This window comes from Uruburuella suis (assembly GCF_004341385.1).
Classification (GTDB): Bacteria; Pseudomonadota; Gammaproteobacteria; order Burkholderiales; family Neisseriaceae; genus Neisseria; species Neisseria suis.
Genome location: NZ_SLXE01000024.1, coordinates 1 through 23,493, shown reverse-complemented (window position 1 = coordinate 23,493; position 23,493 = coordinate 1). Strand labels below are relative to the sequence as shown.

Annotated in this window: 19 protein-coding genes and 3 tRNA genes; 7 read left to right on the top strand and 15 right to left on the bottom strand. The window is 53.7% G+C overall.

Annotated features, from left to right (window positions below; translation table 11 throughout):
- The first annotated feature begins 94 nt into the window (after positions 1-94).
- From EV680_RS08905 to EV680_RS08880, 6 genes are all read left to right on the top strand, one after another.
- Positions 95-171: transfer RNA gene (locus tag EV680_RS08905), tRNA-Arg, on the top strand.
- A gap of 10 nt (positions 172-181) precedes the next feature.
- A tRNA-Glu gene (locus EV680_RS08900) sits at positions 182-256 on the top strand.
- 412 nt (positions 257-668) lie between these two features.
- Positions 669-2,012, top strand: a complete 1,344-nt coding sequence (locus tag EV680_RS08895; RefSeq protein WP_132954392.1) for an aldehyde dehydrogenase family protein — start codon at positions 669-671, stop codon at positions 2,010-2,012.
- Positions 2,013-2,047: 35 nt separating this feature from the next.
- Positions 2,048-2,755 (top strand): toxin-antitoxin system YwqK family antitoxin, encoded by a 708-nt coding sequence (locus EV680_RS08890; RefSeq protein WP_207894325.1) that lies wholly within the window; start codon positions 2,048-2,050, stop codon positions 2,753-2,755.
- 114 nt (positions 2,756-2,869) lie between these two features.
- Positions 2,870-3,301 carry an Mpo1 family 2-hydroxy fatty acid dioxygenase gene (locus tag EV680_RS08885; protein WP_132954390.1) on the top strand — a complete coding sequence of 144 codons (432 nt, stop codon included), beginning with the start codon at positions 2,870-2,872 and terminating at the stop codon, positions 3,299-3,301.
- Positions 3,302-3,492: 191 nt separating this feature from the next.
- Positions 3,493-3,586, top strand: a tRNA-Ser gene (locus tag EV680_RS08880).
- Between the two features lie 373 nt (positions 3,587-3,959).
- Here the strand turns inward: EV680_RS08880 and EV680_RS08875 are convergent.
- Entirely contained in the window at positions 3,960-4,448 is a 489-nt protein-coding gene (locus EV680_RS08875) for a hypothetical protein (protein ID WP_132954389.1), read from the bottom strand.
- Between the two features lie 223 nt (positions 4,449-4,671).
- On the opposite strand from EV680_RS08875, the gene radA reads away from it, so the two are divergent.
- Positions 4,672-6,054 (top strand): DNA repair protein RadA, encoded by a 1,383-nt coding sequence (gene radA / locus EV680_RS08870; protein ID WP_132954408.1) that lies wholly within the window; start codon positions 4,672-4,674, stop codon positions 6,052-6,054.
- Between the two features lie 265 nt (positions 6,055-6,319).
- Here the strand turns inward: radA and EV680_RS08865 are convergent, their stop codons facing one another.
- The 14 genes from EV680_RS08865 to EV680_RS08800 all read right to left on the bottom strand — a co-directional run bounded on the left by EV680_RS08865 (position 6,320) and on the right by EV680_RS08800 (position 23,167).
- On the bottom strand, positions 6,320-7,738 hold the full coding sequence (locus tag EV680_RS08865; protein WP_132954388.1) for an SLC13 family permease: 1,419 nt from the start codon (positions 7,736-7,738) through the stop codon (positions 6,320-6,322).
- A gap of 224 nt (positions 7,739-7,962) precedes the next feature.
- Positions 7,963-9,036: a sulfate/molybdate ABC transporter ATP-binding protein gene (locus tag EV680_RS08860; RefSeq protein ID WP_132954387.1), complete on the bottom strand. Its 1,074-nt coding sequence runs from the start codon at positions 9,034-9,036 to the stop codon at positions 7,963-7,965.
- Complete coding sequence (gene cysW / locus EV680_RS08855) at positions 9,033-9,890, bottom strand: sulfate ABC transporter permease subunit CysW (protein WP_132954386.1); 858 nt, start codon at positions 9,888-9,890, stop codon at positions 9,033-9,035. The genes EV680_RS08860 and cysW overlap by 4 nt, the downstream gene beginning before the upstream one ends.
- Positions 9,887-10,723, bottom strand: a complete 837-nt coding sequence (gene cysT / locus EV680_RS08850; protein WP_132954385.1) for a sulfate ABC transporter permease subunit CysT — start codon at positions 10,721-10,723, stop codon at positions 9,887-9,889. Before cysT ends, cysW begins: the two co-directional genes overlap by 4 nt.
- 701 nt (positions 10,724-11,424) lie before the next feature.
- Positions 11,425-12,315: a ribose ABC transporter substrate-binding protein RbsB gene (gene rbsB, locus EV680_RS08845; RefSeq protein ID WP_243650378.1), complete on the bottom strand. Its 891-nt coding sequence runs from the start codon at positions 12,313-12,315 to the stop codon at positions 11,425-11,427.
- A gap of 97 nt (positions 12,316-12,412) precedes the next feature.
- Positions 12,413-13,351 (bottom strand): ABC transporter permease, encoded by a 939-nt coding sequence (locus EV680_RS08840; RefSeq protein ID WP_132954383.1) that lies wholly within the window; start codon positions 13,349-13,351, stop codon positions 12,413-12,415.
- Positions 13,348-14,841 carry a sugar ABC transporter ATP-binding protein gene (locus tag EV680_RS08835; protein WP_132954382.1) on the bottom strand — a complete coding sequence of 498 codons (1,494 nt, stop codon included), beginning with the start codon at positions 14,839-14,841 and terminating at the stop codon, positions 13,348-13,350. Before EV680_RS08835 ends, EV680_RS08840 begins: the two co-directional genes overlap by 4 nt.
- A complete protein-coding gene (gene rbsD / locus EV680_RS08830) occupies positions 14,841-15,242 on the bottom strand; it encodes a D-ribose pyranase (RefSeq protein ID WP_132954381.1) in 402 nt (133 codons plus the stop codon). The genes EV680_RS08835 and rbsD overlap by 1 nt, the downstream gene beginning before the upstream one ends.
- Before the next feature lie 594 nt (positions 15,243-15,836).
- Positions 15,837-16,895 (bottom strand): sulfate ABC transporter substrate-binding protein, encoded by a 1,059-nt coding sequence (locus EV680_RS08825; RefSeq protein ID WP_132954380.1) that lies wholly within the window; start codon positions 16,893-16,895, stop codon positions 15,837-15,839.
- Between the two features lie 138 nt (positions 16,896-17,033).
- Positions 17,034-17,651, bottom strand: a complete 618-nt coding sequence (locus EV680_RS08820; RefSeq protein WP_132954379.1) for a riboflavin synthase subunit alpha — start codon at positions 17,649-17,651, stop codon at positions 17,034-17,036.
- Between the two features lie 212 nt (positions 17,652-17,863).
- Positions 17,864-18,382: an acyl-CoA thioesterase gene (locus tag EV680_RS08815; RefSeq protein ID WP_132954378.1), complete on the bottom strand. Its 519-nt coding sequence runs from the start codon at positions 18,380-18,382 to the stop codon at positions 17,864-17,866.
- 85 nt (positions 18,383-18,467) lie between these two features.
- A complete protein-coding gene (gene corA, locus EV680_RS08810) occupies positions 18,468-19,589 on the bottom strand; it encodes a magnesium/cobalt transporter CorA (protein ID WP_132954377.1) in 1,122 nt (373 codons plus the stop codon).
- A 77-nt stretch (positions 19,590-19,666) separates the two neighbouring features.
- Positions 19,667-21,178, bottom strand: coding sequence for an exopolyphosphatase (gene ppx / locus EV680_RS08805; protein WP_132954376.1), 1,512 nt, complete (start codon positions 21,176-21,178; stop codon positions 19,667-19,669).
- A 360-nt stretch (positions 21,179-21,538) separates the two neighbouring features.
- Complete coding sequence (locus tag EV680_RS08800) at positions 21,539-23,167, bottom strand: CTP synthase (protein ID WP_132954375.1); 1,629 nt, start codon at positions 23,165-23,167, stop codon at positions 21,539-21,541.
- Positions 23,168-23,493: the final 326 nt, after the last annotated feature.

Below are 23,493 nucleotides of genomic sequence, written 5' to 3'. Positions count from 1 at the left end.
AAAAAAAGCCGCCTAAAGGCTGGACAACAAAAGCCGCTTTCTATATTATTCGCTTCTCTTGATTCACGGCACTTAACAAAGCGTAGTGAAACACGCACCCGTAGCTCAGTTGGATAGAGTATCTGGCTACGAACCAGAGGGTCGGGCGTTCGAATCGCTCCGGGTGCGCCATCAAGTATCCGCGCCCATCGTCTAGCGGTTAGGACATCGCCCTTTCACGGCGGTAACCGGGGTTCGATTCCCCGTGGGCGTGCCAATTCAAACACCCTGTCTGATTATCAGGCAGGGTGTTTTTCATAAAAATCAGTTACCTGATTAATCATTCGCTTTTTCACAACACCAAAAAATCACAGCTGGGTAGTTTGCCTGCGCTTTTTGCAGATGGTGAGGCAAATGCCGTTAAAAATGTCATAATGTCAACGTTTATTCAGACGGTCTTTCGTGATAACAGGCTGTCTGAAGCCTCACGAAGTAGCCTGTAGGTCGGATTTTCGAATCCGACACTTGTTCGTAGAACAAGGCACGCACATCGCTTTGGCCGATGTCCAAACGTCGGATTCAAGAATCCGACCTACGCGGATGATGCTGCCGAACTGCTTTTATTTTGTAAGGTTATTTTTTAGAATGGGTATAACAGGCTGTCTGAAGCCTCACGAAGAAAGCGAAAAGTGTTTCATAGCGTAGATGTGCTCAGCGGCCGGATTTTATACAGCAAAGAAGCGCAAGCATGGCCGGATTTTGAGCGGCAACTGGCAGCATTGCGCCGGGCGCAGCAGGCTTTTGCCGCGCGGCCGGTAATCGAGCGCGCGGCGCTTTTGCACGACTTGGCCGACAAGCTCGCCCAAGCGCGCAGCCGGCTGGCCGAAATGGTGTGTGAAGAAGTGGGACGCTGCCTGCGCGAATGTGAGGCCGAGCTGGATAAATCGGTGGCGCTTATCCGCTATTACGCGCGCTTGGCGCCCCAATTGCTGGCACACAAAACCATCGCCACGCAAGCGAGTTTGAGCCAGGTGCGCTTCGAGCCCATCGGCGTGGTGCTGGCGGTGATGCCGTGGAATTATCCGGTGTGGCAGGTGTTGCGTTTTGCCGTGCCGGCTTTGTGCGCCGGCAATGCCTGCCTGGTGAAGCCGGCGCCGAGTGTGGCGCGGGTAACGGCGGCTTTGTTTGAGCTGGTGGGTGAACACCTGCCGTTTCAGGCGGCCTGGCTCGACCATGACGATACCCTGCGCGCCATCGAGCACACCGATGCGATGGCGTTTACCGGCTCCACCGCCACCGGCCGCCGCTTGGCTGCCCATGCCGGCCAGCATCTGAAAAAATCGGTGCTCGAATTGGGCGGCAGCAATGCCTTTATCGTGATGCCCGATGCCGATTTGGCTGCGGCGGCGAAAGAAGCCTGCTATTCGCGTTTCCGCGATGCTGGCCAATCGTGCAATGCAGCCAAGCGCATTATTGTTGCCGAAGCGGTGGCCGATGAATTTATGCCGCTGTTTTTGGCTGAATGCGCCAAGCTGCAAATGGGCAACCCGATGGATGCGGCCACCACGCTGGCGCCTTTGCACCGCGAAGATTTGCGCTTGCGCGTGCATGCGCAGGTGCAGGATGCGCTTGCGCATGGCGCCAAAGCCTTGTGTGGCGGCGAATTGCCCGAGGGCAGCGGCTGGTTTTATCCCGCCACCGTGTTGGATAAAGTTACGCCGGCCTGCCGCGTGTATCACGAAGAAGTGTTCGGCCCCGTGGCGGTGCTTTTGCGCGCGCGCGATGAGGCGCATGCCGTTGAGCTGGCCAACGATAACCCGTTTGGCTTGGGTGCCAGCATTTATTCGGCCGATGCGGCGCAAGCCTGGCATTATGCCGAGCAGCTGCAAACCGGCGCGGTGTTTATCAACCGCCATACCAGCAGCGATCTGCGCCTGCCTTTCGGCGGCGTGAAGGCTTCCGGCTACGGGCGCGAGCTCTCGGAATTCGGGTTGTATGAATTTGTGAACGTCAAATCTTATTGGCAGAAATAAATATGAATATATTGTGGCGGTATGGCGTGTCGGCAATGGTGGCGGCAGCGCCTTTGGCATCGGTGGCGGCAGAAACACAAAAAGTGTATTTCAACCAGCAGGGGCAGCTCACCGCCACCATGTCGGCGGTGGCTTACGAGCGGCGCTATCAGGTGCAAAACGGCGTGGCACAGGTGCAGGATTTTTATTATCCCTCGTTGAAAAAATATTCCGATCCTTATCAGGTTGCCGCCGCGCAAATCAGAAAATTTGTGCCCACGCTGCAAAACGGCACGCTCACTTTATGGTATTTCAACGGCCAGAAAAAAATGGCAGGCAGCTATAAAAACGGCAAGCCCGACGGCGAATGGACCAACTGGTATGCCAACGGCCGCAAATCGGCGGTGATGCCTTATGTAAACGGCCAAAGCGAAGGCTTGGGCGCGCGCTTTTATCGCAATGGCAACAAAGAGAGTGAAATCCAGTTTAAAAACGACAAAGCCAATGGCACTTGGAAGCAATGGTATCCCGACGGCAGCCCGAAAACCGAAATGAGCATGGTCAACGACACGCCGGTGAGCATTGTGAGCTGGAACGAGCAGGGCAAGCTGCTCTCTGAATTGAGCATCAACAACGGCAAGCGCAGCGGCATTGTGATTGATTGGTATGAAAGCGGCGCCAAAAAATCGGAAGCCGTGTATCAAAACGACAATCTGATTAAGCGCACGCTGTGGGATGAAGACGGTTATATTTTAGAAGACTGAGCCGCTGGCTAATAGGCAAAGGCCGTCTGAAACATCAGGTTTCAGACGGCCTTTGATTTTTCTGCGCCACTTGATACTATAAACCAATACCGACATCTAACACAGGAGCAAAACATGGTCGCTTCAAAAAACCTTGCACAATGGTTGGCAGAATATAGCGAAAGCCACCGCCATCCGCAAAACAAAGCGCTGCACTGGCTGTGTGTGCCGGCGATTTTTTTCAGCATCATGGGCTTGCTGATTAATCTGAACGCCGCTCTGGCCGGGGTGCTGACGCTGGCGGTGGTGTTGTTTTACCGGCGGTTGTCGGCCGCTTTGGCTGTGGCGATGGTGCTTTTTATGGCGGTTTGCTGGGCGTTGGTGTGGCTTTTGCCGCCGGGCTATGCGCTTTATTGGGTGATTTTTGTGTTGGCGTGGATCGGGCAATTTGTCGGCCACAAGCTGGAGGGCAAAAAGCCGTCGTTTTTTCAGGATATTCAATTTTTGCTGATCGGCCCAGCGTGGGTGGCCGTGACTTTGTTTGGCTTAAAAACAGACGTGCGCTGAAACAGCGGCATGCCGGCCGGCACAAAAAGCAGGAAGCTTGCGAAAAAGCCTGCGATGAAATACGGGCACTTTATTAAATCAAACATAATTTCATCGGCTTATTTCCGAGGCCGTCTGAAAGCCTGAAAATCTGCCGACAAAGGCTTGACAGGCATTGGGGCGGTTGGTATAGTTCGCATCTCTTGATGAACGGAGAATTGGCTGAGAGGCTGAAGGCACACCCCTGCTAAGGGTGCATGTGGGCTTAAACCTGCATCGAGGGTTCGAATCCCTCATTCTCCGCCACCAACAAAAGCAAAGCCCGCTGATGATTCAGCGGGCTTTGCTTTTGTTGTTTGCTTAGGCCGTCTGAAAGGTTTCAGGCGGCCTGTAATACCCATTCGAAAAAATAACCTTACAAAATAAAAGCAGTTCGGCAGCATCATTCGCGTAGGTCGGATTCTTGAATCCGACGTTTGGCCAACGGCCAAAGCGATGTGCGTGCCTTGTTCTGCGAACAAGTGTCGGATTCGAGAATCCGACCTACAGGCTGCCTGTTTGTATATTATTTTTTTAAATGGGTATCAGACAGCCTTTTCTTTCAGCGTGTTTGCATATGGCAATCGACCGGTTGACTGAAAAGCGTTCGGCGGCGGCTTTCGCGGGGGGAGATTGTCGGCTATCGCGGGGATGATGTGCTTAAGCCGGGGCGGCCGGCGGGCGCGGATATGGGCTGGGCGCTGTGGCGCGGGCTGAGGTTGCCCGGCTGTTGCATGCGTTGTTGGTTTTGGCGGCGCTGGTCTAGGCGCATCTGGTCTTGCATGCGCTGTTGGCGCTCGAATTCTTGCCGACGCTGCTGTTGTTGCTGCTGATAGCGCTGTTGCTGCCGGTGCATTTCTTCATGGCGCATGCGGGTTTCGTTGGTGCGCATGCGGCGGTTTTGCGCATCCATGCGCATGTGTTGTTCGTGCAGATAACGGGCTTGCTCGTGCTCGTTCATGCGGCGGTAGGCTTCGTTGTTGCGGTAGTAGTAGTCGTGGTTGTAGCGGCTGCTGTGGCCATAGCCGGTTTGGTAATAAACGTTGCTGCTGCTGTAGGGATAGGTGTCGTCATAAACCACGCAGCTAGAAAGGGCGGCGGCGCTGAAAAGTAGGGCGAGGGCTTTCATATGGGCTTTCTTGGCAAGTGATGCGGCTTATCATGCTTAAATGCGCCGGATTTATCAACATGCCTGCATGTATGTTTGTTTGATATTGCGTTTTTTAACGCCGGATAGGATGATTTGCAGATTATTTGCGACAAAACGGCGGATGTGTGTGAAAGGCCGTCTGAAAGGTTTGCTGTGCTACAATCTGCCTTTTCAGACGGCCTGTTTACGCACGGGGAAAATGATGGCAAAAGCGCCGAAAACGGTTTATCAATGCAGCGAATGCGGCGGCACTTCGCCCAAGTGGCAGGGCAAATGCCCGCATTGCGGCGAGTGGAACACTTTGCAGGAAAGCCTGGCGGTGCCGGAGCCGAAAAATGCGCGTTTTCAATCGTGGGCGGCGGATGTGTCGCAAGTGCAGGATTTATCGAAAGTCACGGCTATGGAAGTGCCGCGCAGCCCCACGGGCATGGGCGAGCTTGATCGGGTGCTCGGCGGCGGCCTGGTGGATGGCGCGGTGATTTTGCTCGGCGGCGATCCGGGCATCGGCAAATCCACGCTTTTGCTGCAAACCATCGCGCTGATGGCGCAAAGCCGCAAGGTTTTGTATGTGTCGGGCGAGGAATCGGCGCAGCAAGTGGCTTTGCGTGCGCAACGTTTGGGCTTGCACAGCGAAGGTGTGAATTTGCTGGCGGAAATCCGCATGGAAGCAATCCAAGCGGCCTTAAAGCAGCACGAGCCGGCGGTGGTGGTGATCGATTCGATTCAAACCATGTATTCCGACCAAATCACGTCCGCGCCGGGCTCGGTGTCGCAAGTGCGCGAATGTGCGGCGCAGCTCACGCGCATGGCCAAGCAGATGGGCATTTCGATGATTTTGGTGGGGCATGTTACCAAAGATGGTGCGATTGCCGGCCCGCGCGTGCTCGAGCATATGGTGGACACGGTGCTTTATTTCGAGGGCGACCAGCATTCCAATTACCGCATGATACGGGCGATGAAAAACCGCTTCGGTGCGGCCAATGAGCTGGGCGTGTTTGCGATGACCGAGCAGGGATTGAAAGGCGTGTCTAACCCATCGGCGATTTTTTTGGCGAGCTATCGCGATGATGTGCCCGGCTCGTGCGTGTTGGTCACACAAGAAGGCTCGAGGCCGCTGCTGGTGGAAATTCAGGCACTGGTGGACGATGCGCACGGCTTCACGCCCAAGCGGCTCACGGTGGGGCTGGAGCAAAACCGCCTGGCCATGCTCTTGGCCGTGCTCAACCGCCATGCCGGCATTGCCTGCTTTGATCAGGATGTGTTTTTGAATGCGGTGGGCGGGGTGAAAATCAACGAGCCGGCCGCCGATTTGGCGATTATTCTGGCCATGCTCTCCAGCTTCCGCAACCGGCCGCTGCCGGAAAAAATGGTGGCTTTCGGCGAAATCGGCCTGAGCGGCGAAGTGCGCCCGGTGGCGCGCGGGCAGGAGCGCCTGAAGGAAGCGGAAAAGCTGGGCTTCAAGCGCGCCATTGTGCCCAAGGCCAATATGCCGCGCAATGCGAAAGAATATCCGGGGTTGGAAATTTTCGGCGTGGCCAGTTTGCAGGAAGCGGTGGATGTGTGCCGCACGGCGGCGGACGGGTAAGAAGTTGTTTGTCATTAAAAGGCCGTCTGAAAAAAGGTTTCAGACGGCCTTTGTATGTCGTGCACATGATGACGCTTTGCTTGGGTAAAGCTAATCGCAGCTGCGGCTTACTTGAATGGGCAAAACCATGCCGTCTGAAAAAAGGTTTCAGACGGCATTTGTGTTTCATGCGGATGATTATGCTGCAAAAAACGCAGCGTGCGCACCTACGATATTGCGCAAAAAAGCCGGTTGGATTTTTGCAAATCCAACCGGCTTTGAGCGTTTAAACAAACATCACGTAAGCCCAGAAGCCCACCAGGAAAATACACAAAATATTGAGCAATATGCCCACCCGCATCATTTCCCTCTGCTTGATCAAGCCTGTGCCGAACACGATGGCATTGGGCGGGGTGGCCACGGGCAGCATAAAGGCGCAGGAGGCACCGATGCCGATTACAAACACCAACACTTCTTTGGGCAGCCCCATTTGGGTGGCGATGCTGGCGAAAATCGGCACTAAAAGGGCGGCAGAGGCGGTGTTGCTGGTGAATTCGGTGAGGAAGATGATAAACGCGGCTACGGCCAAAATCACAATCAGCGGGTGCGCCAACACAAAGGCGGTGGCCAGCTGCTGGCCCAGTGCCAAAGAAGCGCCCGATTTTTGCAGCAGGGTGCTCAGGGCGATGCCGCCGCCGAAGAGCAGCAACACGCCCCAGTCGGTGTTGCGGGCGATTTCTTTCCAACGGGTCACGCCAAACACCACCACGGCCACGGCAGCGGCCAGCGCCACTACGGTGTCGGGGTTGGTGATGCCGAAAACGGTTTTGATTTTATCGCCCAAAATCCACGCCACCACGGCGCACAGGAAAATCAGCATGGCCAACACGCGGTGCAGCGTCCACGGAATGTGTTCTTCTTTCACTTCCACGCGCTCGCTTAAGTTGGGGCGCAAAATAATGTAGAGCGAAAGCAGCATCAGGGGCAGAATCAGCAGCATCATCGGCAAGCCCATTTTCATCCAGCCGACAAAATCCAGCTCCAACGCTTTGGCGGCGATGGCATTGGGCGGCGAGCCCACGATGGTGCCCAAGCCGCCGATGCTGGCGCAATAGGCAATGCCCAAAAGCACAAACACAAAGGTTTTGCGCTCTTTTTCACGGTCGAGGTGATCCATCATACCCAAGGCCAGCGGCAGCATCATGGCGGCGGTGGCGGTGTTGCTGATCCACATCGATAAAAAGGCGGTTACGCCGAAAATGGCCAGCACGGCGATTTTCATGTTGCCGCGCGAGAGCGAAATCAGCCACAGCGCGATTTTGCGGTCGAGCCGCTGCATGTGCAGCGCGGTGGCCAGCGCAAAGCCGCCGAAGAAAATATAGATAATCGGGTCGGCAAAGCCGGAAAGCGCGGTTTTGACATTCATTTCGGGAATGCCGATTACGGCGGCGAGCACGGGCACCATCAGCGCGGTAACGGTAATGTGTACGGCTTCGGTAAACCATAAAATGGCCACAAACAGCAACACGGCAATGCCTTTGTTGGCATTGATGTCGTAGGGCAGAATCTGATAAATGCCGAAACAGAGCACGGCGGCTATCAGGGTGATGAACAAGCCTTTGAAATCGGTGATCGGTAATTGGGCGCTGAGCAGCTCGACGTTATCGGGGCGCGGATCTTCGGGGCGCTGGTCTTTCCGTGTCATTGCCTCTCCTTGTTATCGTGATAGGGTTGATGGGTCAAAAATATTCCGGCAGTTGAGCGGCGGAATATTTCGGCAGTATAAATGTAATCGGCTGTAAGTGTAAAGGTATTGTTAATTGATGTGTGTATTGAAACAAAATGCTATGGCTCGGATTGTACGCTTAAGGCCGTCTGAAGCTTCAGACGGCCTCTTGCTTGTTGATTATGCTGATTTTGCAACGAAGCTTAAATGGCATAATCAATCAATTGGTTTTGCGAAAAAATATAAATCTGCTTCGGGCTTAAGGCGATGTTTTGGCCGATGGCAAAGCCGTGTTGCGCCGCTTCGCTGCCGGCAAAGGTAACATGAATTTCGTTGCCGCTGCCCGGCTGCACGCTCAAATGGGTGAGGGGGCCTGCGGCATGGATTTTGCTGATGCGTGCAAAGAGCATGGGCGTGCCGCTGCCGGCGAGCGCCCATTCGTGGGGGCGCACATAGCCGGTGGCGGTTTGCTCCTGCCAGGCATGGGCGCGGCTCAGCGGCCATTTGAAGCCGTTGTAGTGCCAGGTGCCTTTTTCGATGCGGCCTTCGAAGGCATCGGTTTCGCCCAAAAATTCGGTAACAAAAGCATTGGCGGGGGCGCGGTAGAGCGTGTCGGCATTGCCGGTTTGCTCGATTTTGCCGTGGTTCATCACCACAATTTCATCCGACACTTCCAGCGCTTCTTCCTGATCGTGTGTCACCAAAATGCTGGTGATGCCCAGCTCGTGGTGGATGTCGCGCAGCCAGGTGCGCAGCTCTTTGCGCACTTTGGCATCGAGCGCACCGAAAGGCTCGTCGAGCAGCAAAAGCTTGGGTGACACCGCCAGCGCGCGCGCTAGGGCGATGCGCTGGCGCTGGCCGCCCGAGAGTTGGTGCGGATAAGATTTGGCCAGGTGCGAAAGCTGCACTAGACTCAATAATTCTTCCACTTTGGCGCGGATTTGCTCTTTGCCGGGGCGCTCGGCTTTGGGCAACACGCTAAGGCCGAAGGCGATGTTGTCAAACACATTCATGTGGCGGAATAAGGCATAGTGTTGAAACACAAAGCCCACTTTGCGTTCGCGCACATGCTTGGTGGTGACATCTTGGCCGTCGAATAAAATCGTGCCGCTATCGGCATGCTCCAGCCCGGCGATGATGCGCAAAAGCGTGGTTTTGCCGCAACCTGAAGGCCCCAACAGCGAGGTGAGCTTGCCGGTGGGCACATTCAGATTGATGTTGCTCAGCGCCTGAAAATGGCCGAAATGTTTGTTGAGGTGTTGCAGGGTGATGCTCATGCGGCGCTCCTTTCGGCGGCAGCGAGTTTTTTCTCTTGAATGCGGGTGATGAGGTTTTGCAGCGCCAGCGTGGCCAGCGCCAGCAGCGCCAACACGCTCGATAGGGCGAAAGCGCCGATAAAGTTATATTCGTTATAGAAAATTTCGACCAATAGCGGAATGGTGTTGGTTTCGCCGCGAATATGGCCGCTCACCACGCTCACCGCGCCGAATTCGCCCATTGCGCGCGCATTGGTGAGAATCACACCGTAAACCAGCGCCCATTTGATATTGGGCAGCGTGATGCGGCAAAACATCTGCCAGCCCGAAGCGCCCAAAATCAGCGCCGCCTGCTCTTCGCTGTCGCCTTGCGCCTGCATCAGCGGAATCAGCTCGCGCGCCACAAAAGGAAAGGTCACAAACAGCGTGGCCAAAATAATGCCCGGAATGGCAAAAATCACCTGAATGCCTTGCGCTTCGAGCCAGCCGCCGATTAAGGTGTGTGCACCGAAAAGCAGCACAAACATCAGGCCGGCCACCACGGGCGACACCGAAAAAGGTAAATCTAAAAGTGTGGTGAGCAATTGCTTGCCGTAAAAATCAAAGCGGGTGAGCAGCCAGGCCATGGCGATGCCGAGCACGGCGTTTACCGGCACCACAATCGCCGCAGTGAGCAGCGTGAGCCGGATGGCCGAGCGCGCTTCATCGCTGCTGAGCGAGGCCAGATAAAGCTGCCAGCCGCCGCGCAAGGCTTCGTAAAACACCGCCGTGAGCGGAATCACCAGCATCAGCAGCAAAAAAAACAGCGCCACGGCAATCAGCAAGGTTTGCAGCCAGCGCGGCTCAACAAGATTGGGGTTGATATTGTGGCTCATGCTTTCGCTCCCGCCCGTTTGCTCAGCGCCCATTGGCCGATATTGAGTGCAAATAAAATCACAAAAGAAATCATCAGCATAAATAAAGCCACCGCCGATGCGCCCTGCACATCGAATTGCTCGAGCTTGCCGGTGATAATCAGCGGCAGAATTTCCGACACCATCGGGATATTGCCGGCAATAAAAATCACCGAGCCATATTCGCCGGTGGCGCGGGCAAACATCATGCCCGAGCCGGTGAGCAGCGCGGGCATGATTTCCGGCAGCAGCACGCGGCGCAGCGCCGTGAAGCGGCCGGCGCCCAGCGTGGCGGCGGCTTCTTCATATTCGGCGGGCAATTCTTCCAGCACCGGCTGCACCGCGCGCACGATAAAGGGCAGGCTCACAAACACCAGCGCAATCCAGATGCCGATGGGTGTGAAAGCGATTTTGATGTCAAACGGCGCAAACCAGCGCCCCAGCCAGCCATTGGGCGCATAAAGCGTGGCCAGCGCAATGCCGGTGACCGCCGTGGGCAGCGCAAAAGGCAGATCGACCAGCGCATTGACCAGATTTTTGCCCGGAAACTCATAGCGCACCAACACCCACGCCACCAGCGTGCCGAACACGATATTGGTGAGCATGGCATAAAACGACATACGCAGGCTCAGCCACACCGCCGCAAGCACATTAGGCTCCGAAATGGTGTGCCAAAACGCCGCCCAACCGATTTCACCGGCCTTGGCAGCCATCATGGCAAAGGGCAGCACCACCAGCAGCGACAAGCACAACACAGTGAGGCCCAGGCTGAGATTGAAGCCGGGCAAAACGCTGGGGGTTTTTAGCAATCGCATAATGTCAACGCAAGATAAATGAAGTGGCCTTACTTTAACGAGGCCGTCTGAAAAAGGGAAAGAATGCTTTGTTGTAACTAAATTAGGTTTGGTTATATGAAAGGCCGTCTGAAAGATTTCAGACGGCCAAGAAGTTTGCTCATTTATTCAAAGGGGATGTTGTGTGTGCAAGGCATGCGTACGATTACGCCGCTTTGGGCTGGTGTGAAGGGTGTTCAAAATTCTGTGCCATGCAAAATTCTACAGTTTGATTACGTCAGTAAGTCTGCCTTCAAAATAAATCGTCGGTTGCTTCAATTTACTGGCGGTTGCGGCGGACAGCCTGCTCACCGGTGTGTTGTATGCGGTGTTGAAGCCCAAACAGCCGGTTGTGGTTGAAACGGAACAAGCCGTTATCGGATAAATTACGATGATGGTGGATAAACAGGCCGTCTGAAAGATTTTGATGTTGAGAAATCTTTCAGACGGCCTTCTTTTCTGCTGTATGGCAAAATAATACCCATTCAAAAAAGTAAGCTAACAAGGCGGCGAGCCGCAGACAGTACAACTAGTACGGCAAGGCGAGACAACGAAGTTAGGTTATTTTTTTGGATTGGTATAATACCCATTCAAAGAAAGTAGGCTGACAAGATGGCGATCCAACGAAGTCAGGTTATTTTTTTGGATGGGTATCGGGCAGCTTTTTCGGCATCATTCGCGCATTATTGCGTGATCAACTCCAGCTCAACAGGAATATTTTCTTCAACCTTTTCACCGTTGATGATTTTGTATGCAGTATCTACCCCCAATTCACCGATTTTAACGGGTTTTTGGGCAATGGTAGCTGCCATTGTGCCGGCTTTTACGGCCGCTTGTGCGTCATCGGTCGCATCAAACCCAACAACGATAACGTCTTTTTTATTGGCCGCCTGTAAAGCCCTAACGGCACCTAAAGCCATTTCATCGTTGTGCGCAAATACGGCTTTGACATTAGGATGGCTTTGCAGAATGTTTTCCATCACGGTAAGTCCCTTGGTGCGATCGAAATCGGCAGGTTGTTTTGCTACGATTTTCACGGCTTGCTGTGCGTCCATCACTTCATGGAAACCTTGGCCGCGTTCCCGTGCTGCAGAAGAGCCTGGAATCCCTTCCAACTCAACCATTTCACCGCCTCCGGCCAGCTGCTTGACAATGAATTCGGCCGCCATACGGCCGCCGGCAACATTATCGGAAGCCACATGCGCTGCCACTTTCGCACCTTGTACGGAGCGGTCAATCGAAATCACGGGAATCCCGGCTTTGGCGGCACGGTTTACGGAAGCCGCTGCGGCTTCCGAGTCGGTCGGGTTAATCAGCAGCACTTTCACTTTCTGCTGCAGCAAATCGTCGACACCGGCCGCTTGTTTGCCGGAATCATCGGCGGCATCGACCACCACCAGTTTCAAGCCCAATTTTTCCGCCTCCGATTCTGCACCTTGTTTCAGGCTGACGAAAAACGGATTGTTTTGGGTGGAAATCGCCAAGCCAAGGGTATCGCCTGTTGCGGCGGCGGTGCTGCCTGAAGCGTTGGCAGGTGCTTGCGCCTGTTGTTGGCCGCAGGCGGCCAAAATCATGCTGCCGACAAGTAAAGCAGATGCTTTGCGTATAAGTGTCATGGTGTTCTCCTGAGTGACAATGAATTATAAATATAACAATGGGTTGGGTGAGATTTTAACTGTTTTTGCGATCAAGCAACACTGCAAACAAAATGACCACGCCTTTGATAATCAATTGATAATTGGATGATACATTCAATAAATTCAAACCATTACTCAATATGCCGAGCAACACCACCCCGACCAGAGTGCCGAAAATCCAGCCGCGCCCGCCGGAAAGGCTGGTGCCGCCCAATACCACAGCCGCAATGGCATCCAATTCATACATCGCCCCCGCATTCGGGCTGGCTGATGATAAACGGCTGGTCACGACCAATGCCGCCAAACCGGACATCAAGCCCGACAAAGTGTAAACCCACAATTTCAAACTGCGCACTTTCAAGCCTGAAATGCGGGCAACATCTTCGCTACCGCCCAAGGCATAAACATGGCGGCCGAAGCGGGTTTTCTTCAATACAAACCACAACATAAAATACACCAGCAGCATCAAAACGACCGGAACGGGAATCGTATCAAACAAATAACCCGAGCCGATTTCATTGAAAAAACCATCCACATTGATGCTTATCGGTTTGGATTGAGAATATTCCTGCGCGATGCCGCGAAATAAAATCATGGTGGCCAGCGTGGCGATAAACGGGGCGATACGGCCGAAAGACACCAACAAGCCGTTTATCGCTCCGCAGGCGGCGCCAAGCAGCAGACCGATACATGAAGCCAATATCGGATCCATGCCCGCTTGAATCAGGCTGGCGGTAACGATGCCCACTAAAGCCAAAATCGCGCCGACCGACAAATCAATGCCGCCTATCAAAATAATAAACGTCATGCCAAAAGCAATCAGGCCGCTATAACTCACTTGGCGCAACACGCTAAACAAATTGGAAGGCGTCAGAAAATTGGGGGAAGCAATACTCAAGCCTATCGACAACAATACCAAGCCAAACAACGGCCCCATTTTTTTCAGGCTGGCGCCCATAAAAATCCCTTTCATTTCTCATTCGTTCCCGAGGCCAAAGCCATAATGTTTTCCTGAGTGGCTTCAGCCGTATCCAAAATATCCATCAAAGTGCCTTCGCACATCACCGCTATCCGGTCGGATACCCCCAGCACTTCCGGCAACTCAGACGAAATCATGATAATTGCCACGTCTTCGCCGGCCAATTCATTGATGATGCGGTAAATTTCCGCTTTCCCGCCCACGTCTACACCGCGCGTCGGCTCATCCAAAATCAACACTTCAGGCATTTCTTTCAACCATTTGGCCAGCACCACCTTCTGCTGATTGCCGCCTGACAAACGCCGCACCGCGTCTTCGGTATCCGCCACTTTGATTTTCAATTTCTCCACAGCGCTGCGGATATAATTTTTTTCGGCCGATTCCTGAATCACACCGTGTTTAGAAGGCAAATGAACCAGTGTGCTGTTGTGGCGCACACTCATATCCAAAATCAAACCTTTGGCTTTGCGATCTTCGGTAACATAAGCGATTTTCGCGGCAATGGCATCGCTCGGGGAGCGGATGTTCAATACTTCACCGTTTAAACGCACTTCGCCACTGCTTTTGCGCGACAATCCGAATAATGCATTGGCAATTTCAGTGCGCCCCGAACCAATCAGGCCGGCAAACGCCAGCACTTCGCCTGAGCGCACCTGAAATGAAACATGCCGGATTTTATGGCCATCCGATAAATCATTTACCGACAATTTCACTTCGCCGGGCTTCACCTTGCGCTTGGGAAAGCGTTCGGTCAGCTCGCGGCCGACCATCATGCGCACGACATCATTGAAGTGAATATCGGCCACATTTTCGGTGCCCACCGATACGCCGTCGCGCAATACGGTAATTCTTTGGCAAATCTGAAAAATTTCTTCCATGCGGTGCGACACATAAACCAGGCCGACACCTTTTGTCGCCAGTTGCCGCACCAATACAAACAAACGCTGGATTTCCGGTTCGGTTAAGGCAGCCGTCGGCTCATCCATAATAATGACTTTTGCATCAGCAGACAGCGCCCGCGCGATTTCCACCAATTGCTGTTGGCCCACCGATAAATCTTTGATGTAGTCATTCGCTGTAAAATTCGCCTGCAAGGCCTGTAAATGCTTGTTGGCGGCATCTTGCATGGCATTTTTTTGCAGCACACCGCCTTTTACCCATTCCCGTCCAAGGAAAAAGTTCTCGGCCACCGTCATTTCAGGCAGCAGATTCAATTCCTGATGGATGATGGCAATGCCTAGTTTTTGTGCATCTGTCGGTGATTTTACTTCAGCCGGCCGGCCGTCGATTTCCAGTATGCCGTTGTCAGCACGGTAAATACCGGTCAGAATTTTCATCAAGGTGGATTTGCCCGCGCCATTTTCACCCATCAGCGCATGCACCTCACCGGCACGTATATCAAAATTCACGCCATTCAACACTTTCACGGGGCCAAACGAAATACTGACACCGCGCATATCAACCAAGGCACGCCCGTTATTCATTAAAAGGGCACTCCGGAATGTAAAATGATATTGGTGTAAGGCATATTGTCGCCCGTGCGCACCACCGCGCAGGCATTTCGTGTGCGGTGCTTGAATTCATCATGGCTGCAAACATCTACCGCCCAGTTTTCAGTATCGGCATATTGCCGAACCGATTGCCACAATGCCGCATTGGCATGTTCCGTTTGCACCGCGAGCGTGACACGTTCAACGCATAATTCTGCCAACACCGTATCCAATACCGTTTGCAGCGTCGGCGTGCCGAAAGTGACGGCCAAATCAATGCAAGGCACGCCTTGAGGTACGGGCAAACCTGCATCACCAATCACCAATTGATCGCCGTGCCCCATGGAAGCCACCATTTGCGCCAACTCATTATGCAATATTCCGATTTTTTTCACGCCCGATCCCTTTGCATTTTTATTACGGCAAATTACAGAAAAATGACAGTATACATAAACCGTTATAGGCGGTTCAATGTGTCTGTGTAGAAAATTTTATACCTCTACTGCATCAAAAATATAAATTTTAATGAAAACATATCTTTATAAATAACATAAAATTTCAGAAAAATGCAAAAAACAATAGGGACATAAAAAGCATGGGAAAGTACGGCAGATGAGTAATACCAATCCAAAAAAATAACCTAACTTCGTTGTCTCGCCTTGCCGTACTAGTTGTACTGTCTGCGGCTCGCCGCCTTGTTAGCTTACTTTTTTGAATTGGTATAAAACAGTCATTAAGCATTTTATGGATTTGAAATTGCCGTTTTCCATGATTTCATGCTTAGAAAAGGCCGTCTGAAACCCGATTGGGGTTTCAGACGGCCTGATGGCAGGATATAAGCAAGATTGATAACACCATCCTCTACTACCGTGGCGGGATACTTTTTTTTTAAAGATGTGGTGCTAAAAATGCGGTGCGGGCTTGATTCAATTATCCATAACAAAGGCCGTCTGAAAACTTTTCAGACGGCCTTTGTTATGGATGCACGGTTATTTTTTGGGTGAGAGCTGGTCTACCAGGCCGCCGTCGGCGAAGTATTTCTTCATGATTTCCGGCCAGCTGCCGAAAATATCGTTGGGGCGGAAGGTGTCGATTTTAGGGAAATCGGCGGCGTGTGCGGCGAGCACTTCGGCATTGCGCGGGCGCAGATAAAGCTTGGCGGCTAATTCTTGCGCGGGCTCGCTCCATAAATATTCGAGATATTCGGTGGCTGCTTCGCGGGTGGCTTTTTTCTCCACCACGCTATCCACCACGGCAACGGGGCTTTCCGACAAGATGGTGTAGCCGGGATACACAATTTCGAATTGGTCGGGCGAGAGCACGCGGCTGACGTAGTTGGCTTCGTTTTCAAAGGTGATCAACACATCGCCGATGTTGCGCTGGGTGAAGGTGGTGGTGGCGGCACGGCCGCCGTTTTCATACACGGGCACGTTAGCCAGAAGCTTGCGGGTGAAATCGTTGGCGCGTGTTTCATCGCCATTATTGGCTTTGAGCGCGTAGCCGTAGGCGCCGAGAAAGGCATAGCGGCCGTTGCCGGTGGTTTTCGGGTTGGCAATCACGATTTTCAGGTTTTCTTTGGTGAGATCTGCCCAGTCGCGCACTTGCTGGGGGTTGCCTTTGCGCACGAGAAACACGGTGGTGCTGGTGAAGGGCACGGCGTGATCGGGCAGGCGTTCGGCCCAGTTTTGTGCCACCAAGCCTTTATCGGCCAGCAATTCGATGTCGGAGAGCTGGTTCATGGTGACCACATCGGCCTGCAAGCCGTTGGCCACGGCCAGCGCCTGCTTGCTGGAGCCGCCGTGGGATTGCTGGATTTCAATGCTGCTGCCGGGATGTTTGGCGGCATATTCTTTTTCAAACAAGGGGTTGTAATCTTTATAGAAATCGCGTGCCACATCGTAAGATACATTGAGCAGCTTCACGGTTTGCCCGTTTGTGGCGGGCGTGGCGGCAGAGGCGGCGGCATGTTTATCGGTTTGCGGCGAGCAGGCGGCTAGGGCGGCGGCGATGCCGAGGGCGGCGATGGGGTGCAGGCGGTGGGCAGGCATGGCGGTATCCTGAAATAAATGAGATACGCTACTTTATCGATGCCGTCTGAAAAAGGGAAAGAATGCTTGGTTGTATGCAAAGATGGTTTGGTTATAAGGCCGTCTGAAAGCTTTTTCAGACGGCCTTTCGGCTATGCTTTATGCGGAAGCCTGCTGCGAGAGCACGCGCGCCACGGTGTCGACCACGGCTTGGGTTTGCGGGTCGATTTCGATATTGATGATGTCGCCGGCTTTACGTGTGCCAAACAAGGTGCGCTCGAGGGTTTCGGGAATCAGGTGCACATTGAATTCATTCGCGCTCACTTCGCCGATGGTGAGGCTGCAACCATCTAGGCCGACAAAGCCTTTGGTGAGGATATAGGGTTTGAGCGCTTCGGGCAGGGCAAACCAAAGCGTGCGGTTGTGTGCGCTTTCATCAATGCGGGTGATGGTGGTGGTGGCGATGATGTGGCCGCTCATCAGGTGGCCGCCGATTTCGTCGCCGAAGCGGGCGGCACGCTCGAGGTTGACTTCGTCGCCCGCCTGCAAGGCGCCGAGGTTGGTTTTGGCCAGCGTTTCGGCCATCAGGTCGAAAGCCACTTCGCGCCCGTTGATGCGGGTGATGGTGAGGCAGCAGCCGTTGTTGGAAACCGATGCGCCGATTTGCAGTTGATGCGCCATGGCTTCGGGCAATTCAACGATGTGGGTGCGGAAATCGGGCGCGGGGGCATGCACGGCGCTGATGCGACCGATGCCTTGTACGATGCCGGTAAACATGGGCAAGCCTTATGGGAAAAAAGAGGGTTATTGTAGCATTTTTGCGGCAGGCGTTCAGACGGCCTGTGCGGCCGGATGCCGTCTGAAGGCTTTTCCGGCGCTATATATAATGGAATGAAAAGTGGTATGTAGCAAGCCATACACGCAGAAACCGTTTAAACCGCGTGCGTGGCTTGCGCCACACACGCTACGCACTGAACGTTTTTCCGGCGCTAGTTCTGACTATTATCGTCTGCTTCACAGCGGTGTGTGTGCACGGCTTGCAGGCGTTGGGCTTTGCGCTGCTCTGCGGCGGCAAAGCGGCAGCGCTGCATGTCGGTGTTGAGCGGCAGCGGCGGCACGGCGGCGGGTTTGCCGTTGTCTATCGCCACCATGGTGAAATAGCAGCTGTTGGTGTGGCGCACGCTGCGTTGGCGGATGTTTTGCGCTTCCACGCGTATGCCCACTTCCATCGAGGTGCGGCCGACATGGTTGATGCTGGCCAGAAAAGTCACCAATTCACCAACGTGTATCGGCTCTTTGAAAATCACCTGGTCCACCGAGAGAGTAACGGCATAATGGCCGCTGTAGCGGCTGGCGCAGGCATAGGCCACTTGGTCGAGCAGCTTCAATAAATCGCCGCCGTGCACATTGCCGCTGAAATTGGCCATGTCGGGCGTCATTAATACCGACATCTGCAATTCGTGTTGCGGCAGCGCATCGGTGAGTGTGGGGTTGTTGAGATTGTTCATAATCGCTTGTTATAAAAATGGACGGGTGGGCTTTCAGACGGCCTCAATTTGGAGGCCGTCTGAAAGCATGGATAAATGGCGGCGCTTAAAGCCATTTGCGCCGGTTAAACGCCAACAACAGGCTGATGATAATCAGCGCCATCAGGCCGAGCACCATGAAATAGCCGTAATGCCAGTGCAATTCGGGCATATAGTCGAAATTCATGCCGTAAATGCCGGTGATGACGGTGAGCGGCATAAACAGAATGGTGATGGCGGTGAGCCGGCGCATTTGCTGGTTGAGGCGGTTGGATTGAAACGATAAATGAATATCCATCATGCTCACCACCATATCGCGTGAGGCATCGAGCGATTCGAGCAGCTGCATGGTGTGGTCGTAGGTGTCGCGCAGATAAACGTGCGATTTGCCGTGAAACGTGGTGAATTCACCGCGCACCAGCTGTGAGAGCACATCGCGCAATGGCTGCAATGTACGGCGCAGGCGCACGCCGTCGCGTTTGAGGCGGTGGATGCGGCCGAGCAGGTCGCTATTGTCGGCGCTGTCGGCAAACAGCGTTTTGTCGATAAATTCTACGCGGTTGTTGTATTGGTCGAGGGTGAGGAAATAATCGTCTACCAAACGGTCGACAATCCGATAAGCGAGAAAAGCGGCATCTTGGCTGCGCACATCATAGCGCTCATGGCGCATGTGGGCGCGTATTTTGCTGAAAAGCCCCAAAGGCCGCTGCTGAAAAGTGAGCACGAAATTGCTGCCCACAATCAAATACACCTGATCGGCCTGCAATTTGTTGTCAACATATTGGTAAACGCGGGCGGCGATAAAAAGATAGCTGTCGTAATCTTCGATTTTCGGGCGCTGTTTGCGGCTCAGAATATCTTCCAGCACCAATTCGTGAATGTGATAGGGCGAAAGCGCGGCCTTGAGCAAATCGGCATCGTTGATGCCGACAAAATGCAGCCAGTTGATTTTTTCACCCTCAGGCCGCGGCAGCAGCGCCGGAGAAAGCGGCGTGTTTGCACCATCGGCCGCGTTATAGAGCATGCCGTTTTCTGCGGACAGATAATCGGCTTCGGTATAGTGGTCGGCGGTGTACACCGTTTGGTGCACGGCCTGTTTGGGCACTTTGCTGGTGTCGCTGCGCGGGGCGGCATAATCACCGGCATGCAAAGGCTCGATAACGGGATGGGCGGAGGCAGGTTGGTTCATGAAAAATATCGCTGATGTGGGCGGAAACAAACACAGGCCGTCTGAAACCTTTTCAGACGGCCTCTTTGAAAATCATTTTATTGCGGCACCACGGTAAAAGGCATATTGATTTTCTGCCATTGCTCGCTTTCGTATTCGAGCGCGCCGGCCACCAAGGGGTGCTCATCGAGCCAGCTTTGGCTGATGCACAAAGAAAAGCCTTTGTTGCCCGGCTCGAGGCGCAGGCGGGTGAAGGGCGGCAGCGTGACCGGCAGGCGCGCGCGGCAGAAAAGGGCGGCCAGGCGCAGCGATAAAACGGCAAACCACATCATTTGATTATTGCCGATGATTTCGCTCATTTTGCGCACATCGCCGCGATGGCCGAGCACGAGCTGCGACAAAATGGTTTGCTCTTTGCGCGAAAAGCCCGGCATGTCGGCATTTTCGAGAATATAGGCTGAATGCTTGTGGTAGCTGGTGTGGGCGATATCCACGCCGATTTCGTGCAAAAGCCCCGCCCAATTCACATATTGCTGCCAATAAGCCAATTCCTGCACCGGTGTGTTGTGCGCCAGGCAGATGCTTTCCATAAATTGGCGGGCGGTGTCGGCCACGCGGCGGGCCTGGTTGAGGCTGACATGATAGCGTTGCTGAAATTGCGCGGTGGTTTGGTCGCGCATGTCTTCATTGAGCTGGCGGCCGATAAAATCGTAAAACACGCCATCGCGCAAAGCGGCATCGGTAACCATCATTTTTTTGATGTCCAGCTCTTCAAATGCGGCCATCATCACCGCCAGCCCGCCGGCAAACACCTCGATGCGGTCGGGCTTGAGCCCTTCGAAGCGCGCTTTTTTGGTGCCGCCCGCTTCAATAATGCGTGCGGCGATTTTCTGCATGCCGGCATAGGTGATTTCTTCGTCATCACCATATTCGGCGGCAATCACATCGCGGATGGATTTGGCCGAGCCGGAGGTGCCCACGGCAAAATCCCAGCCGGTGCGTTTCAATAATTTGCTGATGCGCTGGATTTCGTTGCGCGCGGCGGTGGTGGCGGCCTGAAAATCTTTTTGGCCTATTTTGCCCTGGAAAAAGCGCATGCTGTAGGTCACGCAGCCCAAGGGTAGGCTTTCGGTGTCGGTGGGCTGCAAATCGGAGCCGATCACAAATTCGGTGGAACCGCCGCCGATATCGATTACCAGCATTTTGTCGCCGTTGGGCGGCAGCGTGTGTACCACGCCGGTGTAAATCAGGCGCGCTTCTTCGCGCCCGGCGATCACTTCGATGGGAAAGCCCAGCGCTGCTTCGGCTTTGGGGATGAATTCGTTGATGTTTTTCGCCACGCGGAAGGTGTTGGTGGCCACCACGCGCACTTGCTCGGGCGGAAATTTGCGCAGCCGCTCGCCGAATTTTTCCAGGCAGTTGAGCGCGCGCTCTTGCGAAGCCTGATCAAGGTTTTTGTGTTCATCAAGGCCGGCGGCAAAGCGCACCATTTGTTTGAAAGAATCGATGATTTTGAGCTGGCCGTTGATGTTTTCACACACTTGCAAACGGAAGCTGTTGGAGCCTAAATCAACAGAGGCCAGCACATTGGGTGGGGCGATTGCGGTCATGGTGGGATGGTGATGTTGGGGAAAGGCTTATGTTACCCCGTGGCAAGAATGTTGTCATCCGTTGCGGCCATGGTGTTGTAAAACGGGTATAAAAAATCAGAGGCCGTCTGAAAGCGGCGGTGTGGGCGGATTGTTGGAAATGCATGGCTTAAAGTGAAATGCAAGAAAAAATGACACAAAACCGCTTTCTGTAATGGCGTAGGCTGGGTTGATAAATCCAAGGTTTCAGACGGCCTGTGGATTTGTTGGGTTTGCAACCCAAGCTATCCGCCGTATCACTTTTTTTATGTATTCCGCTATATAGGGCATAAAAAAGCCCGCTGCATTGCAACGGGCTGTATGCTTTCAGACGGCCTTGGCTCAGGCTTTTTTATTCGCCAACGCAGCTTTGATATAAGCGGTAAACAGCGGATGGCCTTTGCGCGGCGTTGAAGTGAATTCGGGGTGAAACTGGCAGGCGAAAAACCACGGGTGCTGCGGCAGCTCGATGGTTTCCACCAACCGCTCGCGGCCGGCCGACACGCCGCCGATCACCAAGCCTGCCTGCTCCAGCTCGGGCAGGAAATGGTTGTTCACTTCGTAGCGATGGCGGTGGCGCTCTTTGATTTCGTTGCTGCCGTAGATTTTGGCGGCCAGGCTGCCGGCTTTCAATTCCACTTCTTGCGCGCCCAGGCGCATGGTGCCGCCCAAATCGGCGCCGGCATCGCGGATTTCCACACTGCCGTCGGCCGTTTGCCATTCATCAATCAGGCCGACCACGGGATAAGGCGTTTTGAGGTCGAATTCGGTGGAATTGGCATTTTTCAGGCCGGCCACATCGCGCGCATATTCAATCAGGGCGATTTGCATGCCCAAGCAGATGCCCAGATAGGGAATGTTATTTTCGCGCGCATATTTCACAGCGGCGATTTTGCCTTCCACACCGCGCACGCCGAAGCCGCCGGGCACCAGAATGGCGTCTTTGTCTGCCAGGCTTTCGATGCCTTCTTTTTCGATGGCTTCGCTGTCGACATAGGTGATCTGCACGTCGGTGTCGGTGTGGATGCCGGCGTGTTTCAAGGCTTCGGTGAGTGATTTATACGATTCGGTGAGGTCGACATATTTGCCCACCATGGCGATTTTCACCGTGTGTTTCGGGTTTTCAATCGCATAAACGATTTTTTTCCACTCGGTGAGGTCGGCTTGCTGGATGTTGAGCTGCAATTGCTCGCAGATAATGTTGTCGATGCCTTGCTCATGCAGCATTTGGGGGATTTTATAGATGCTGTCGGAATCGTAGCAGCCGATTACGGCGCGCTCTTCCACGTTGCAGAAAAGGGCGATTTTGCGCTTTTCATCTTCGGGCAGCAGGCGATCCATGCGGCAGATCAACACATCGGGCTGAATGCCGATTTCGCGCAATTCTTTCACCGAGTGCTGGGTGGGCTTGGTTTTGATTTCACCGGCAGCGGCGATATAGGGCACATAGCTCAAATGCACAAATAAAGTATTGCTGCGGCCGAGCTGGCTGCGCATTTGGCGGATGGCTTCGAGAAAAGGCAGCGATTCGATGTCGCCCACGGTGCCGCCGATTTCCACGATGGCCACATCATGGCCGGCCGCGCCTTCGTGCACTTTGCGCTTGATTTCATCGGTGATGTGCGGAATCACCTGCACGGTGCCGCCCAGATAATCGCCGCGGCGCTCTTTGGCAATCACGGCTTCGTATACTTGGCCTGAGGTGAAGTTGTTGCGCTTGAGCATGGTGGAATTGATAAAGCGCTCGTAGTGGCCGAGATCGAGGTCAGTTTCGGCGCCGTCTTCGGTGACAAACACTTCGCCGTGCTGAAACGGGCTCATGGTGCCGGGGTCGACATTGATATAGGGATCGAGCTTGAGCATGGTAACGTTCAAGCCTCTTGATTCGAGTATGGTCGCCATAGAAGCGGCGGCGATACCTTTACCTAATGAAGATACAACGCCGCCGGTTACGAAGATAAACTTGGTCATGATGTTTGCCTCGGTTGGAATCCGTAATTTTACCGTGAACGGGCGCGGCTGGCAAACGTTGGCGCAGGTGCTGCGGGTAGGGAAACAGGCCGTCTGAAAAGATAAATGCGGATAAAACCCGGCTTGTGGAAAGCGTGCTGTTTCTATCCATAAATCAACTATTGATTCGGCAATTAAATATTGAACATTTTCAGATGCCGGCAAACAAGCCTTTGGCTTGTTGCCCTCTCCCTAGGGCGTCCTGACAATTACTTGTCATAAAAATAATCAGATAAAAGAAAGGCAGATAAGTTAAAATTTTTGTCGCCAAGCAAAACATACTTATC

What these genes read in the sequence shown, in the direction of transcription:
- EV680_RS08890 (WP_207894325.1), top strand. Translation starts at nt 2,048, where the DNA reads ATGGTGGCGGCAGCGCCTTTGGCATCGGTGGCGGCAGAAACACAAAAA.
- EV680_RS08885 (WP_132954390.1), top strand. Translation starts at nt 2,870, where the DNA reads ATGGTCGCTTCAAAAAACCTTGCACAATGGTTGGCAGAATATAGCGAA.
- EV680_RS08875 (WP_132954389.1), bottom strand. Translation starts at nt 4,448, where the DNA reads ATGAAAGCCCTCGCCCTACTTTTCAGCGCCGCCGCCCTTTCTAGCTGC.
- radA (WP_132954408.1), top strand. Translation starts at nt 4,672, where the DNA reads ATGGCAAAAGCGCCGAAAACGGTTTATCAATGCAGCGAATGCGGCGGC.
- EV680_RS08865 (WP_132954388.1), bottom strand. Translation starts at nt 7,738, where the DNA reads ATGACACGGAAAGACCAGCGCCCCGAAGATCCGCGCCCCGATAACGTC.
- EV680_RS08860 (WP_132954387.1), bottom strand. Translation starts at nt 9,036, where the DNA reads ATGAGCATCACCCTGCAACACCTCAACAAACATTTCGGCCATTTTCAG.
- cysW (WP_132954386.1), bottom strand. Translation starts at nt 9,890, where the DNA reads ATGAGCCACAATATCAACCCCAATCTTGTTGAGCCGCGCTGGCTGCAA.
- cysT (WP_132954385.1), bottom strand. Translation starts at nt 10,723, where the DNA reads ATGCGATTGCTAAAAACCCCCAGCGTTTTGCCCGGCTTCAATCTCAGC.
- rbsB (WP_243650378.1), bottom strand. Translation starts at nt 12,315, where the DNA reads ATGATTTTGGCCGCCTGCGGCCAACAACAGGCGCAAGCACCTGCCAAC.
- EV680_RS08840 (WP_132954383.1), bottom strand. Translation starts at nt 13,351, where the DNA reads ATGAAAGGGATTTTTATGGGCGCCAGCCTGAAAAAAATGGGGCCGTTG.
- EV680_RS08835 (WP_132954382.1), bottom strand. Translation starts at nt 14,841, where the DNA reads ATGAATAACGGGCGTGCCTTGGTTGATATGCGCGGTGTCAGTATTTCG.
- EV680_RS08825 (WP_132954380.1), bottom strand. Translation starts at nt 16,895, where the DNA reads ATGCCTGCCCACCGCCTGCACCCCATCGCCGCCCTCGGCATCGCCGCC.
- EV680_RS08820 (WP_132954379.1), bottom strand. Translation starts at nt 17,651, where the DNA reads ATGTTTACCGGCATCGTACAAGGCATCGGTCGCATCAGCGCCGTGCAT.
- EV680_RS08815 (WP_132954378.1), bottom strand. Translation starts at nt 18,382, where the DNA reads ATGAACAATCTCAACAACCCCACACTCACCGATGCGCTGCCGCAACAC.
- corA (WP_132954377.1), bottom strand. Translation starts at nt 19,589, where the DNA reads ATGAACCAACCTGCCTCCGCCCATCCCGTTATCGAGCCTTTGCATGCC.
- ppx (WP_132954376.1), bottom strand. Translation starts at nt 21,178, where the DNA reads ATGACCGCAATCGCCCCACCCAATGTGCTGGCCTCTGTTGATTTAGGC.
- EV680_RS08800 (WP_132954375.1), bottom strand. Translation starts at nt 23,167, where the DNA reads ATGACCAAGTTTATCTTCGTAACCGGCGGCGTTGTATCTTCATTAGGT.